At 70.9% G+C, this 13,110-nt stretch carries 10 protein-coding genes; 5 read left to right on the plus strand and 5 right to left on the minus strand.

Going from position 1 to position 13,110, the window contains the following annotated elements:
* Window positions 1-99: 99 nt before the first annotated feature.
* On the minus strand, window positions 100-483 hold the full coding sequence (locus I596_RS00440; RefSeq protein ID WP_067642606.1) for a winged helix-turn-helix transcriptional regulator: 384 nt from the start codon (window positions 481-483) through the stop codon (window positions 100-102).
* 149 nt (window positions 484-632) lie between these two features.
* Here I596_RS00440 and I596_RS00445 point away from each other — a divergent pair, with 149 nt between their 5' ends.
* Window positions 633-1,487 (plus strand): SDR family oxidoreductase, encoded by an 855-nt coding sequence (locus I596_RS00445; RefSeq protein WP_067642609.1) that lies wholly within the window; start codon window positions 633-635, stop codon window positions 1,485-1,487.
* Window positions 1,488-1,494: 7 nt separating this feature from the next.
* Here the strand turns inward: I596_RS00445 and I596_RS00450 are convergent, their stop codons facing one another.
* The 3 genes from I596_RS00450 to I596_RS00460 are packed head-to-tail and all read right to left on the minus strand — an operon-like array spanning window position 1,495 to window position 5,701.
* On the minus strand, window positions 1,495-2,184 hold the full coding sequence (locus I596_RS00450) for a VIT1/CCC1 transporter family protein (protein WP_067642611.1): 690 nt from the start codon (window positions 2,182-2,184) through the stop codon (window positions 1,495-1,497).
* Window positions 2,185-2,234: 50 nt separating this feature from the next.
* Window positions 2,235-5,141, minus strand: coding sequence for a serine/threonine-protein kinase (locus tag I596_RS00455; RefSeq protein ID WP_067642614.1), 2,907 nt, complete (start codon window positions 5,139-5,141; stop codon window positions 2,235-2,237).
* Window positions 5,138-5,701: an ECF-type sigma factor gene (locus tag I596_RS00460; RefSeq protein ID WP_067642617.1), complete on the minus strand. Its 564-nt coding sequence runs from the start codon at window positions 5,699-5,701 to the stop codon at window positions 5,138-5,140. The genes I596_RS00455 and I596_RS00460 overlap by 4 nt, the downstream gene beginning before the upstream one ends.
* Before the next feature lie 88 nt (window positions 5,702-5,789).
* On the opposite strand from I596_RS00460, the gene I596_RS00465 reads away from it, so the two are divergent.
* Complete coding sequence (locus I596_RS00465; RefSeq protein ID WP_067642620.1) at window positions 5,790-6,419, plus strand: 2-hydroxychromene-2-carboxylate isomerase; 630 nt, start codon at window positions 5,790-5,792, stop codon at window positions 6,417-6,419.
* Window positions 6,420-6,467: 48 nt separating this feature from the next.
* Here I596_RS00465 and I596_RS00470 read toward each other — a convergent pair whose 3' ends face one another.
* On the minus strand, window positions 6,468-7,136 hold the full coding sequence (locus tag I596_RS00470; protein WP_067642623.1) for a TetR/AcrR family transcriptional regulator: 669 nt from the start codon (window positions 7,134-7,136) through the stop codon (window positions 6,468-6,470).
* 201 nt (window positions 7,137-7,337) lie between these two features.
* Between I596_RS00470 and I596_RS00475 the strand changes: the two genes are divergently transcribed.
* The 3 genes from I596_RS00475 (at window position 7,338) to I596_RS00485 (ending at window position 13,071) form a co-directional block, all read left to right on the plus strand.
* A complete protein-coding gene (locus I596_RS00475; RefSeq protein WP_067642626.1) occupies window positions 7,338-8,552 on the plus strand; it encodes an efflux RND transporter periplasmic adaptor subunit in 1,215 nt (404 codons plus the stop codon).
* Between the two features lie 74 nt (window positions 8,553-8,626).
* Window positions 8,627-11,815 carry an efflux RND transporter permease subunit gene (locus I596_RS00480; RefSeq protein ID WP_067642629.1) on the plus strand — a complete coding sequence of 1,063 codons (3,189 nt, stop codon included), beginning with the start codon at window positions 8,627-8,629 and terminating at the stop codon, window positions 11,813-11,815.
* Window positions 11,816-11,847: 32 nt separating this feature from the next.
* Window positions 11,848-13,071: an MFS transporter gene (locus tag I596_RS00485; protein WP_067642632.1), complete on the plus strand. Its 1,224-nt coding sequence runs from the start codon at window positions 11,848-11,850 to the stop codon at window positions 13,069-13,071.
* The last annotated feature ends 39 nt before the right edge of the window (window positions 13,072-13,110 follow it).

Below are 13,110 nucleotides of genomic sequence, written 5' to 3' on the forward strand. Positions count from 1 at the left end.
CTGCGGTTGGTCGTCGGAAACTCAAGCAGCCCCGGGGTGTAGCCGGCTGCCGTCTCCGGGCGTGAGACGGCGTGAACCGCGCCGGCCCGGCGGGCGCATTCAGTCCCGTGCGGCGCGGACCTGCCCGGCGCGTGCCCGGGCGGCATGGATCGCCGCCCGGCTGGTTTCCGCCCAGCGGATCAGATGCCCCAGTGGCTCCAGCAGCGAATCGCCCAGCGGCGTCAGCGTGTAGTCGACGCGCGGCGGAATCGTCGGGAAGACCGTGCGCGTCAGCAGGCCGTCGGTCTCCAGCGTGCGCAGCGTCTTGGCCAGCATGCGCTGCGAGATGTCGGGAATCGCGCGCCGCAGTTCGGTGAAGCGGCGCGTGCCGGTCGACAGCGCGTTCAGGACCAGCACCGTCCAGCGGTCGCCGATGCGGTCGAGCACGTCACGCACCGGACAGGCCGGGTCGATGACGGCATCGCGGATCAGGCGCAGGCTCATGGCGGCTCTCCAGGGGTGGCAGGGCGGGCGGGTTACCGGGCCGTAACCGAGGCACTTCAAAAACCCTTCTTGAAGCATTCGTGCCGAATCGTATCTTGCTCTCGCCAAGTAACCAACATCCGTTCCGACCCTTACTTCAGGAGACGCTCATGATCGTCATCACTGCCGCCGGCGGCCGCCTCGGCCGCGCCGTCGCTGCCGCACTCGAGCAGCGCATCGCTCCGGCCGGCGTGCGCCTCGCCGCCCGCGCACCCGAAAAGCTGGCCGACCTCGAAGCGCGCGGGTTCCAGATCGCGCGCGCCGACTACGACGATCCGGACACGCTCGCCGCCGCCCTGGCCGGTGCGGACAGCCTCGTGCTGATCTCCAGCATGGGCGTGGACGCCGACCGGCTGCGCCACCATCGCAACGCGATCGAGGCAGCCGAACGCGCCGGCGTACGTCGCATCGTCTATACCAGCGCAACGCATCCGACCCTGGACAGCCGGTTCGAGTGGGCCGGTGCCCACCGGGAGACCGAGGCGGCGCTGAAGGCCTCACGCCTGGCGTGGACGGTCCTGCGCGACAACGCCTACGCCGCCAACAATGCCGCGCTCTATGCGCAGGCCCGCAGTACCGGCGTGCTGGCCCTGCCGGGGCCGGATGCCAAGGTCGCCTACGTCACCCACGAGGACGTCGCGGCGGCCCTGGCCGGCGTGCTGACCACCGCCGGCCACGAGGGCCGGACCTACGAGATCACCGGACCGGAAGCACTCGACGGCCACCAGGTCGCGGCGCTGCTGGCGCAGGTCTACCGGCGCGACGTGCGCGCGGTCGACGTGCCGCTGGCCGATTTCGCCGACGGCCTGCGCGCTGCCGGCCTGCCGGAGTTCGTCGTCACCGGCGTCACCAGCTTCCATGCGGCCCTGGCGGCGGGGGAATACGCCGCCGTCTCCGACGACGTGGCCCGCCTCGCCGGCCGGCCGGCGACGCCGCTCGCGGACTACCTGGCCCGGCTGGCCTGAGGCGCCGTCAGACCGTGGTGCCGACCAGCCGGCCGATCGCGGCCGTGGCGATCATCGCCAGTGCGCCCCAGCCGAGCACGCGCAGTGCCCCGGTCAGCGCGGAGGCGCCGCCGGCGCGGGCGGCGATCGCACCGAGGCCCGCCAGCGAGACCAGCGAGGCGCCGGCCACCACCGGCGCGATCCAGTCCGCGGGCGCCAGCACGGCCGCCGCGATCGGCATCGCCGCACCGACCGAGAACGTCAGGGCCGAGGTGACGGCCGCCTGCACCGGCCGCGCTTTCAGCGTGCCGGACAGGCCGAGTTCGTCGCGGGCGTGGGCGGCCAGGGCGTCGTGGGCGCTGAGCTGGTCGGCGACCTGCAGGGCCAGTGCGCGATCGAGACCACGGCTGACGTAGATGTCGGCCAGTTCCTCGCGTTCGCCCTGCGCATTGGTCGCCAGGGCGCGGCGCTCCAGTTCCAGGTCGGCGCGCTCGGTGTCGGCTTGCGAGCTGACCGAGACGTACTCGCCGGCCGCCATCGACATCGCGCCGGCGACCAGGCCGGCGACACCGGCCAGCAGCACGTTGCCGGCGCTCGCCTCGGCGCTGGCCACGCCGATCACCAGGCCGGCGGTCGACAGGATGCCGTCGTTGGCGCCGAGGACCGCCGCGCGCAGCCAGCCGATGCGCTGGCTGTGATGATGGATGGCACTGGGCATGACGGACTCGATACGGTGAGGCAGGCAGTCTGCCAGCGCGGCGGCTGCCGCTACAACGCCGCGCGGGCGGCACGCAGCCGGCGCGGCACGTAGCGCGCGGCGGCGAGCGCCGCATCGGCCCGTGCGAGCGTGTCTTCGGCGGCGCGCGGATCGCCCGCCCGCCGCTGGCAGGCCGCCTGCAGCAGCAGCGCCGCCGCCAGGTCGAGCCGCAGCGCGCTGCCGCCGCCGGCGAGGACCTCGATCACGGCCGGCAGGCGTGTGTCGGGCGCAATGCAGCCGTCGGCCGCCAGACGCAGGGTCGCCAGCTCGATGCGGGCACGGCGCGGATGCCCGGCCGGGAACGCCTGCTCGGCCGCGGCCATGGCCTGGTCGGCCTGTGCACGCGCGTCCTCGCTGCGGCCGGCCGCCTGCAAGGCCTCGGCATAGGCGACGCGCGCCTGCGCGACATCGGCGTGGCCGGCGCCGAGGCCGCTTTCCAGCACCGCCAGGCCGGCTTCGTACTCCGCCAGTGCGGCATCCAGCTCGCCGCGTTCGCCCAGCGTCGTGGCCAGGCCGACCCGGCCCACGCCCACTAGATAGTGGTTCTCGCCCAGCGCGGGCCGGACGATCGCGAGGGCCGCGCGCTGGTCGCGCTCGGCGTCGGCCAGGCGGCCGCTGGCGCGCTCGAACGAAGCGAGGTTGCCGAGCATCGTCGCGACCGTCGGATGCGATGCGCCGTAGGCCGAGCGGGCCGCCGCCAGCGCTTCCTCCATGTGCGCGATCGCGGCGTCGGCATCGTCGCGCTGCCAGGCCAGCATCGCCAGGGAGTTGAGGGTGCCGGCGACGTCCGGGTGGGTCGGTCCGAGCAGGTCGCGCTGCAGGTCCAGGGTCTCGCGGTAGAGGCGGTCGGCGGTGCCGGTATCACCCAGGCGCTGGCGTGCGACGGCGAGGTTGAACCGGCTCTGGGCGACGTCGGGATGGCGCTCGCCGAGCAGCTGCACGCGTGCGGCCAGCGCCTCGCCGAGCAGGTCGGCCGCTTCGGCGGCCGCACCCTTCTGCAGCAGCACGACGGCCAGGTCATGGGCGCGGCGGGCCGTCTCGGTATGCGGCTGGGCATGATCGTGGCGGCTCAGGTCCAGCGCCTCGCGCAGGGCCTGTTCGGCGCCAGGCAGGTCGCCGGCGCGGAAGCGGATGCTGCCGAGTGCGGCGAGGTCGCGGGTCAGGCGCCCGGTCGCCGCAGGATCGGCACGATCGACGCCGAGGTTGGCGTCGAGCAGGGCCAGCGCTTCCTGCGGCCGGCCTGCTTCGGCCAGCAGCTCGGCGAGCCGCGTGCGGGCCTCGCCGGTCGCCGGTTCATCGCTCGCGGTGGCGAGGGCCTCGCGCAGCACGCGCTCGGCATCGTTCAACCGGCCCTGCGCGACGCGGACGGCACCGACCTCCAGCAGCGCCGCCTGCCGTTGCGCATCGCCGGTCGCGGCGGCCAGGGCGCGCTCGGCCAGGTCGCCGGCGCGGTCCAGCGCACCGAGCTGACGCCAGGCGCCGGCCAGCGCCGCCGACAGCTCGCTGTTGAGCTGCGGCTGGCGCGCCAGGACCTCGGCCATGCGCCCCTCGCCGCGTTCGAGCAGCTCGCGCGCGGTCACGCTGCGGCCGCGGCTCTCGTCCGGCGTCACTCCGGCGAACAGCGCCATTACGAAGGTCCTGACCGCGTCGGCGCGTTCGGCTTGCCGCGCCGCATCGACGGCCGCCTGGCGCGCCGCACGCGATTCGCGCAGCGTGGCCGCGACCCCGATCGCGATGCTGGCGGCGATCAGCGCGGTGGATACCGCCGCGACACGGTGACGGCGCAGGAACTTGCCGAGGCGATAGCGCGCCGATGCACGCCGGGCGCGGATCGGATGCTGGCGCAGGTGGCGCTCCAGGTCGTCGGCCAGCGCTTCGGCGCCGCCGTAGCGGCGCTGCGGATCCTCGGCCAGCGCCGTGGCGACGATCGTGTCCAGGTCACCGCGCAGCGCGCGCGTCAAAGCGCGCGCCGTCGATCCGCGCGGATGCGCCAGTGCCTCCCGGTCGGCCTGTACGGACAGCGCGGCCGAAGCCGCCTGCGCCTCGCCGTTGCCGCCGGCCGCCGGCCGCAGGCCGGTGAGCAGTTCGTGCAGCAGGACGCCCAGCGCATAGACGTCCGTCGCGGTCGTGATCGCGCCGCTTCCGAACTGCTCCGGCGCGGCATAGGCCGGCGTCAGCCGGCGCAGGCCGGTACGCGTGTCGTCGCTGCGCTCGGAGGCATCGAGCAGCTTGGCGATGCCGAAGTCGAGCAGGTGCGGGCGCCCGTCGCGATCGACCAGGATGTTGGCCGGCTTCAGGTCGCGATGCACGATCAGCAGGCGGTGCGCGTACGCGACTGCCCGGCACACCGCGACGAACAGCGTGATGCGCGCCTGCAGTCCGCAGCGGCGGTTGTCGCACCAGGCGGTCAACGGCTCGCCCTCGACGTAGTCCAGCGCGAACCACGGCACGCCCTCGTCGGTGAAGCCGCCATCCTGCAGGCGTGCGATCGACGGATGCGTCAGCCGCGCCAGGATGCGCCGCTCGCGGCCGAAGCGCTCCTGCTCGGCCGGGTCGCGCAGGCCCACGCGCAGCAGCTTGAGCGCGACCTGGCGGACATAGCCCTCGGCTTCGCGCTCGGCCAGGTAGACGCTGCCGCTGCCGCCTTCGCCGAGCAGGCGCACGAGCCGGTACGGACCGATCCGCGCCGGCATTCCGGGGCCTTCGCCGTGCAGCAGCCGCTCGGCATAGCGGGCGCTCTCGCCGTCGAGGACGCCGTCGGTATCGTCGCCGGCCAGCAGCTCGCCCAGGAGGTCGCGCAGTTCCTGGTCTTGCACGTCCTCGCGCAGGAAGCGCTCGCGCGCCTCCGGATCGAGGTCGATCGCGCGGTCGAACAGGGGTTCGAGTTCCGGCCAGCGCGCGCGCAGGCCCGGCTTCACGCGTCGTCCTGCAGTGCCTGGTGCAGGAACGCCCGTGCCTTGCGCCAGTCGCGCACGACGCTGCGGGCGGTGATGCCGAGCACGTCGCCTGCCTCCTCGACCGACAAGCCGCCGAAGAAGCGCAGCTCGACGACCCGGGCCAGGCGCGGATCGAGCTCGGCCAGCTCGTTCAGCGCGCCGTCCAGCGATACCAGGCCGGCGGCGACCTCCTCGACCGGCAGCTCCTGGGCCTGCCAGTCGAGCACCGGTTGGCCGCCGCCGCGCTTGTGCGCCGTCTTGCGACGCGCATGATCGACCAGGATGTGCCGCATCGCGGTGGCGGCGTAGCCGAGGAAGCGCGAGCGGTCGGCGAAGGACAGGCCGCGTTGCTGGACCATGCCGAGCCAGGTTTCGTGGACCAGCGCGGTCGTGCTCAGCGTATGGGCTCCCTCGCCGGCCAGCTGGCGGTGGGCCAGCCGCCTCAGCCGCTCGTAGACCTGTGGCAGCAGGGCATCGAACGCCTGCCGTTCGCCGGTACCTGCGCGAGCCAGCAGTGCGGTGATGTCGGCGGTATCGGACATGGCTGCGCTATCGTAGCGCCTTCGGCCAGCGGGTTTCCGGTCGCGGCTTGGCGGTCGCCCGGTGCTCGCGTTCACACGGAGAACCGGAATGCGATCACAGTGGTACTTCGACTTCGTCTCGCCGTTCTCGTACCTGCAGCTGCCGAAGATCGTCGCCCTGCGCGACCGCCTGGCCGTTACGCCGGTGCCGATCCTGTTCGGCGCGGTGCTCAGGCATCACGGCCAGCTCGGGCCCGCGGAGATCCCCGGCAAGCGCGCCTTCACCTACCGCATCGCGCAGTGGCAGGCCGAGCGCGACGGCGTGCCGCTGCGCTTCCCGCCCGCCCATCCGTTCAATCCGGTGGCGGCGCTGCGGCTGGCGATCGCTGCCGGTTCGGGTTGGGAGGCGATCGAGGCGGTCTTCGAGCATCTGTGGCGCGAGGGCCGGAGCGGTGACAGCGCGGCGACCCTGGCCGATCCCGCGCTGCGGCTCGGCATCGCCGATCCGGCGGCAGCCGTGGCCGATCCCGCCGTCAAGGACGCCCTGCGCGCCAACACCGAGGCGGCGATCGCCGCCGGCGTCTTCGGGGTGCCGACGCTGGCGGCCGGCGGGCTGCTGTTCTGGGGCAACGACGCCACGCCGATGATCGTCGACTGGCTGGACGATCCGGCGCGCTTCGCGCACGGGGACTACGCGCGCCTCGCCGACCTGCCGGTCGGCATCGAGCGCGCGCGCTAGGCGACCTTCCGTGCGGCCATCGCGTGACCGGCTACCCGGCCGGCCGCGCTAGCGCTTCTTCGCCGGAGCATCCGGCGCGATCGCCGTGCAGGTGCAGCTGTCCAGCAGGCAGGCCGCCGCCTTGGTGATCGAGGTGATCGGGCCGCTGTTGTCCGGGAAGGTCAGGCGCGTGTAGAAGCCGCCTTCGAGCAGCAGCATCAGCGCGTCGCCGAGCGTATCCGGCTCGCGCGCGCCGGCCTCGGCCGCCAACTGGCGCAGCCGGCGCCGGATCTCGGACTTGTAGTTGTGGACGATGTCGCACAAGCGCTCGTTGTCCTGGGGAATCTCCACCGCCGCATTGCCGAGCGCGCAGCCGCGCGCCGTATTGCAGCCCGCCGCGGCCTTGGCCTTGATCCGCGCCAGGTCCACCGTGGATTCGATCAGGGCCTCGATCTGGCGGCGCGGATTGCCGGCATGGGGCGCGACGATCTCGTCCCACCACTGCCAGTACTCGCGCTGCTGGCCGCACAGGTACTCGGCCACCAGGTCGTCCTTGGATGGGAAGCTCCGATAGAAGCTCATCTTGTTGGTACCGGCTTCGCTGGCGATCGCATCCACGCCCACGGCGCGGATGCCATGGCGATAGAACAGCTCGCTGGCCGTCTCGAAGATGCGGTCGCGGACGCGCGGCTTGTCCGACGCGGCCTTCTCGACCACTTCGGACCGGGTCTTGTTCATGACGCAAAACTCCTCTTGACAGGTGAGTTACCGGTCAGTAACACTATCACAATGTTACTTACCGGTAACGCACTACCGGCACGATCGGGGACCGAAGGGTTCCGGTCAAGCGGCAGCGCAGCACGCCGGTTCCATCTTCAGTTTCCGCCGGGCCGCAGGGCGATCCGGCGTAGTCCCGTTCCGAGCTCGAGGAATTCTGCCATGTCCGCCTTCCGCTATAGCGTTCTGATTCTGGGCCTTGCCGCGCTGATCGGCGGCTGCAGCCGTGGCGCTGCCGATACCGCCGCCGCGGCCGCCCCGCCGCCGACGGAGGTGACCGTGGCGGCCGTGGTGGCCAAGCCGTTGCGCGACTGGGAGGAATTCACCGGCCGCCTGGAGGCGGTCGACAGCGTCGAGATCCGGCCGCGGGTGAGCGGTTTCATCGATTCGGTGCAGTTCGCCGAAGGCTCGCGCGTCAAGAAGGGGCAGCTGCTGTTCCGCATCGACCCGCGCCCGTTCCAGGCCGAGGTGAACCGCCTGGCCGCGGCGCTCAAGCAGGCGCGCTCGCAGGCCCAGCTCGCGACCTCCAACCACGAGCGCGGCCAGCGCCTGGTCGCCCAGCACATGATCTCGCGGCAGGAATTCGACCAGCTCGCGACGCTGGCCAGCACCAGCGCCGACGGCATCGGCGCCGCAGCGGCGGCACTGGAAGCGGCCCGGCTCAATCTGGAGTTCACCGAGGTGCGCTCGCCGATCGACGGCCGCGTCTCGCGCGCGCTGATCACGGCCGGCAACCTCGCCTCGAACGCGAGCGTGCTGACCACCGTCGTCTCCGACAATCCGGTCTATGCCTACTTCGACGCCGACGAGCAGACCTACCTGCGCTTCTCGCGCACGGCGACGCGCGAAGCGGACGGCCGCCACGCGGCCAGCCCGGTGTTCATGGGGCTGATCGACGAACAGGGCTATCCGCACGAAGGCCGCCTGGACTTCATCGACAACCAGGTCGACACCCAGAGCGGCACCATCCGCGGCCGCGCGGTGTTCGACAACGCCGACGGCCGCTTCACGCCGGGCCTGTTCACGCGCATCAAGCTGGTCGGCAGCGAGAGCCGCGACACGATCCTGGTCGACGACCGGGCCGTGGGCATCGACCTCGGCAAGAAGTTCGTGCTGGCGCTCAAGCCCGACAACACGCTGGAGTACCGCTTCGTCGAGCTCGGCGCCGCGATCGACGGCCTGCGCGTGGTCAAGCAGGGACTCAGCCAGGGCGACGTCATCGTCGTCAACGGCCTGCAGCACGTGCGTCCCGGCGTGACGGTGAAGCCGACCACGGTGACGATGGACGCGAACCGCACCGGCGTTGCGCAGGTGACGGCCGGCGAGAGCCCGCTGCTCGCGAGCCGGGCGGCGCCGACCGAGCACGCCCAGCGCTGATCGCGCGCCAACGAACGACCGGACGAACGGATAGGCCCAAACGCGGATGCCCCGGGCATCCCGAAGGACACGCAATGAATTTTTCCCAGTTCTTCATCACGCGCCCGGTGTTCGCCGGCGTGCTGTCGGCACTGATCCTGCTTGCCGGCCTGATCGCGATCCCGTCGCTGCCGATCTCCGAGTACCCGGAAGTCGTGCCGCCGACGGTGGTCGTGCGCACCACCTATCCCGGCGCCAACCCGCAGGTCATCGCCGATACCGTGGCCGGGCCGCTGGAACAGGCGATCACCGGCGTGGAAGGCATGCTCTACCAGTTCTCGCAGGCGACCAGCGACGGCGTCATGACGCTGACCGTCACCTTCAAGCTCGGCACCGACGTCGACAAGGCGCAGGTGCTGGTGCAGAACCGGGTCGCGCAGGCCACGCCCAAGCTGCCGCAGGACGTCCAGCGCATCGGCGTCACCGTCAACAAGTCCACGCCCGACATCACCATGGGCGTGTTCCTGACCTCGCCGGACGGACGCTACGACCTCAACTACCTCGCCAACTACATGGTGCTGCACGTCAAGGACGAGCTGGCCAAGATCGACGGCGTCGGCGACGTGCAGCAGTTCGGCGGCGGCAACTACTCGATGCGCGTATGGCTCGACCCGGAGAAGGTCGCCGCGCGCGGCCTGACGGCCACCGACATCGCCAACGCGATCCGCGAGCAGAACGTGCAGGTCGCCGCGGGCCAGCTCGGCTCGCCGTCGGCACCGAGCACCTCGGACGGATCGGCCAAGCCGAACTTCCAGGTCGCGGTCAACACCAAGGGCCGCCTGGTCGACGAGGAGGACTTCGCCGACATCATCATCAAGACCGGCAGCGCGGGCCAGATCACGCGGCTGCGCGACGTCGCGCGGGTGGAGCTGGGATCGGACAACTACGCGCTGCGCGCGATGCTGAACAACCAGACCGCCGTCGGTGTCGGCATCTTCCAGCGCCCCGGCAGCAATGCGATCGCGATCTCCGACGCGGTCCGCGCGAAGATGGCCGAGCTGAAGAAGTCGTTCCCCGAGGGCATCGACTACGACCCGGCCTACGACCCGACCGTGTTCGTCCGCGGCTCGATCGAGGCGGTTTCGCACACGCTGCTGGAGGCGATCGCCCTGGTCGTCATCGTGGTCATCGTGTTCCTGCAGACCTGGCGCGCGTCGATCATTCCGCTGCTGGCCGTGCCGGTGTCCCTGATCGGCACGCTCGGCGTCATGCACCTGTTCGGCTTCGGTCTCAATACGCTGTCGCTGTTCGGCCTGGTGCTGGCGATCGGTATCGTCGTGGACGACGCGATCGTCGTCGTCGAGAACGTCGAGCGCAACATCGAAGAAGGCCTGTCGCCGCTGGACGCCACGATCCAGGCGATGAAGGAAGTCACCGGCCCGATCGTCGCCACCGCCCTGGTGCTGTGTGCGGTGTTCGTGCCGACGGCCTTTATCAGCGGCCTCTCCGGCCAGTTCTACAAGCAGTTCGCGCTGACGATCGCGATCTCGACCGTGATCTCGGCGATCAACTCGCTGACCCTGTCGCCGGCGCTGTCGGCGCTGCTGCTCAAGGCGCACGGCGCGCCGCCGGACCGGCTGACGCGCATCCTGAACGCCTCGCTGGGCTGGTTCTTCCGGCCGTTCAACCGCTTCTTCGCACGGGCGTCGAACGGCTACGTCGGCGCCGTCAATCGCATCCTGCGCACCAGCTCGATCGCGGTGTTCGTCTACATCGGCCTGATCGGCCTGACCGCGTTCGGCTTCTCGCACGCGCCGACCGGCTTCGTGCCGGCGCAGGACAAGCAATACCTGGTCGGCTTCGCGCAGCTGCCGGATGCCTCCACGCTGGACCGCACGACCGACGTGATCCGGCGCATGGGCGACATCGCGCTGAAGACGCCGGGCGTCGAATCGGTACCGGCGTTCCCGGGCCTGTCGATCAACGGCTTCACGAATGCCCCCAACTCCGGCATCGCCTTCACGCCGCTCAAGCCGTTCGAGGAGCGCCGCGATCCGTCGCTGTCGGCGGGCGGCATCGCGATGGCGATGAACGCGGAGTTCGCGAAGATCCAGGATGCGTTCATCGCGATCTTCCCGCCGCCGCCGGTACAGGGCCTGGGCACGATCGGCGGCTTCAAGCTGCAGGTACAGGACCGTTCCAACTTCGGCGCCAACGAACTCTACAAGCAGGTGCAGAACGTCATCGCCAAGGCCAGCCAGCGGCCGGAGCTGACCGGCGTGTTCTCCGGCTTCCAGGTCAACGTGCCGCAGATCGACGTCGAGGTCGACCGCGAGAAGGCCAAGGCGGCCGGCGTGGCGCTGCAGGACATCTACGACACGATGCAGATGTACCTCGGCTCGCTCTACGTCAACGACTTCAACCGCTTCGGGCGCACCTACCAGGTCAACGCCCAGGCCGAACCGGGTTTCCGCATCAACGCCGAGGACATCGGCCGCCTGAAGACGCGCAACGCGCGCGGCGACATGATCCCGCTCGCGAGCTTCGTGACCGCGCGCGAGACCTCCGGGCCGGACCGCGTGCCGCACTACAACGGCTACCTCGCCGCCGAGATCAACGGCGGGCCGGCGCCCGGCTACAGCAGCGGCCAGGCGCAGAAGGCGATCGAGGAGGTGCTCGCGCAGGAGCTGCCGAACGGCATGGCCTATGAATGGACGGACCTCACCTACCAGCAGATCCTGGCCGGCAACACGATGGTCTACATCTTCCCGCTGGTGGTGCTGCTGGTGTTCCTGGTGCTCGCCGCGCAGTACGAGAGCCTCTCGCTGCCGCTGGCGGTGATCCTGATCGTGCCGATGTGTCTGCTCTGCGCGATTCTCGGCGTGCTCGCCTCCGGGGGTGACAACAACATCTTCACGCAGATCGGCCTGATCGTGCTGGTCGGCCTCGCCTGCAAGAACGCCATCCTCATCGTCGAGTTCGCCAAGGACCGCGAGGCACAGGGCGAGACCGTGTGGCAGGCCGTGCTCGACGCCTGCCGCCTGCGCCTGCGCCCGATCCTGATGACCTCGCTGGCCTTCGTGATGGGCGTGGTGCCGCTGGTCCTGTCCACCGGTGCCGGCGCCGAGATGCGCCGGGCGATGGGCGTGGCGGTGTTCTCGGGCATGCTCGGCGTGACCTTCTTCGGCCTGCTGCTGACGCCGGTGTTCTACCTGCTGGTGCGGCGCCGGCGCGCGCGGCGCGCGACCGCTGCGGTGGCGCTGCAGCCGGCGCCGGGCCACTGACCGTCGGCGACCCTTTCGTTCCCGAGGTCCGCATGTCCGAATCCCTCGCCATTCCCTGCAACGACGAGTGCCGTCCGACGGCGCGCTGGACGGCGGTGATCGCCATGAGCGTCACCGCCTTCATCCTGGTCACCAGCGAATTCCTGCCGGTCGGCATTCTCAACGTCCTGTCGGCCGACTTGCGCATCAGCGCCGGCGATGCCGGCGCGACCATCGTGCTGCCCGGCATTTCCGCGGCGCTCGCGGCCGTGCTGGCGCCGTACCTGGGGCGCAGGGCCGACCGTCGCGACCTGATCCTGCTGGCCGTCCTGGCCGGCGTGCTCGGCAACCTGATCTCCGCGGCGGCGCCCACGTACGCCCTGCTGCTGATCGGGCGTCTGTTCCAGGGCATCGCCGTCGGCGGGTTCTGGTCGATCGCGCTGGCGGTCGTGCCGCGCGTGGCACCGAAGGGGGTCCACATCGCCAAGGTGATGTCGGTCTACATGCTCGGCGTCACCGCCGCGACCGTACTCGGCGTGCCCCTCGCGACCTGGTTGACCGGGGCGATCGGCTGGCGCGCCGCGTTCGCGGTCATCAGCCTGGTCTGCGTGCTGGCGATGCTGGCCTTGCTGCGCTTCATGCCGCGCATTCCGGTGATCGATCATTTCCGCCTGCGTGACATGGGACTGCTGCTGTCCTCGATGCCGCCACGGGTCGGGTTCGCCGCCATCCTGCTGGTCGGCACGGGGCATTTCCTGTCCTACGCCTATCTTGCGCCGTTCCTGCAGCAAGCGGCGCATTTCGGTGTCGACCTGATCGCCATCACGTTGTTGATCTTCGGCATCGGCGGTGTCGTCGGCACCTGGATCGGCGGACACCTCGGCAGCCGGGACGTGCGCTACGGATTCCTGGCTACGGCGGTCGCCCTCATGCTGAGCATCGGCCTGCTGAAGGTGTTCGCGGAATCGACGATCGCGATCGTGGTGCTGGTGAGCGTGTGGGGCGTCGCCTGGGGCTGCTTTCCGATGCTCGCCAACACCTGGATGTTCGTGACCGCGCCGGACAAGGCCGAACGCGGCATCTCGGCCCTGGTGGTGGCGTTCCAGATCATGATCGGCGGCAGCGCCCTGCTCGGCGGCTGGCTGGTCGATCACCGGGGCATCGACCCGGTCCTGATGCTCAGCGCGGGGGCGGCCTTCCTCGGTGCATTGCTGGTACTGACCTACGCGAGCCGGATCCCCCTGCACGCGGGCGTTGCGAACGCGGCGACGCACTGACGACGAACGTACTGACGACGAACGTACTGACGACGGACG

It is taken from the genome of Dokdonella koreensis DS-123 (genome assembly GCF_001632775.1).
Lineage (GTDB): Bacteria > Pseudomonadota > Gammaproteobacteria > Xanthomonadales > Rhodanobacteraceae > Dokdonella > Dokdonella koreensis.

What these genes read in the sequence shown, in the direction of transcription:
- I596_RS00440 (WP_067642606.1), bottom strand. Translation starts at nt 483, where the DNA reads ATGAGCCTGCGCCTGATCCGCGATGCCGTCATCGACCCGGCCTGTCCG.
- I596_RS00460 (WP_067642617.1), bottom strand. Translation starts at nt 5,701, where the DNA reads ATGTCCGATACCGCCGACATCACCGCACTGCTGGCTCGCGCAGGTACC.
- I596_RS00465 (WP_067642620.1), top strand. Translation starts at nt 5,790, where the DNA reads ATGCGATCACAGTGGTACTTCGACTTCGTCTCGCCGTTCTCGTACCTG.
- I596_RS00485 (WP_067642632.1), top strand. Translation starts at nt 11,848, where the DNA reads ATGTCCGAATCCCTCGCCATTCCCTGCAACGACGAGTGCCGTCCGACG.
- I596_RS00475 (WP_067642626.1), top strand. Translation starts at nt 7,338, where the DNA reads ATGTCCGCCTTCCGCTATAGCGTTCTGATTCTGGGCCTTGCCGCGCTG.
- I596_RS00445 (WP_067642609.1), top strand. Translation starts at nt 633, where the DNA reads ATGATCGTCATCACTGCCGCCGGCGGCCGCCTCGGCCGCGCCGTCGCT.
- I596_RS00480 (WP_067642629.1), top strand. Translation starts at nt 8,627, where the DNA reads ATGAATTTTTCCCAGTTCTTCATCACGCGCCCGGTGTTCGCCGGCGTG.
- I596_RS00470 (WP_067642623.1), bottom strand. Translation starts at nt 7,136, where the DNA reads ATGAACAAGACCCGGTCCGAAGTGGTCGAGAAGGCCGCGTCGGACAAG.
- I596_RS00450 (WP_067642611.1), bottom strand. Translation starts at nt 2,184, where the DNA reads ATGCCCAGTGCCATCCATCATCACAGCCAGCGCATCGGCTGGCTGCGC.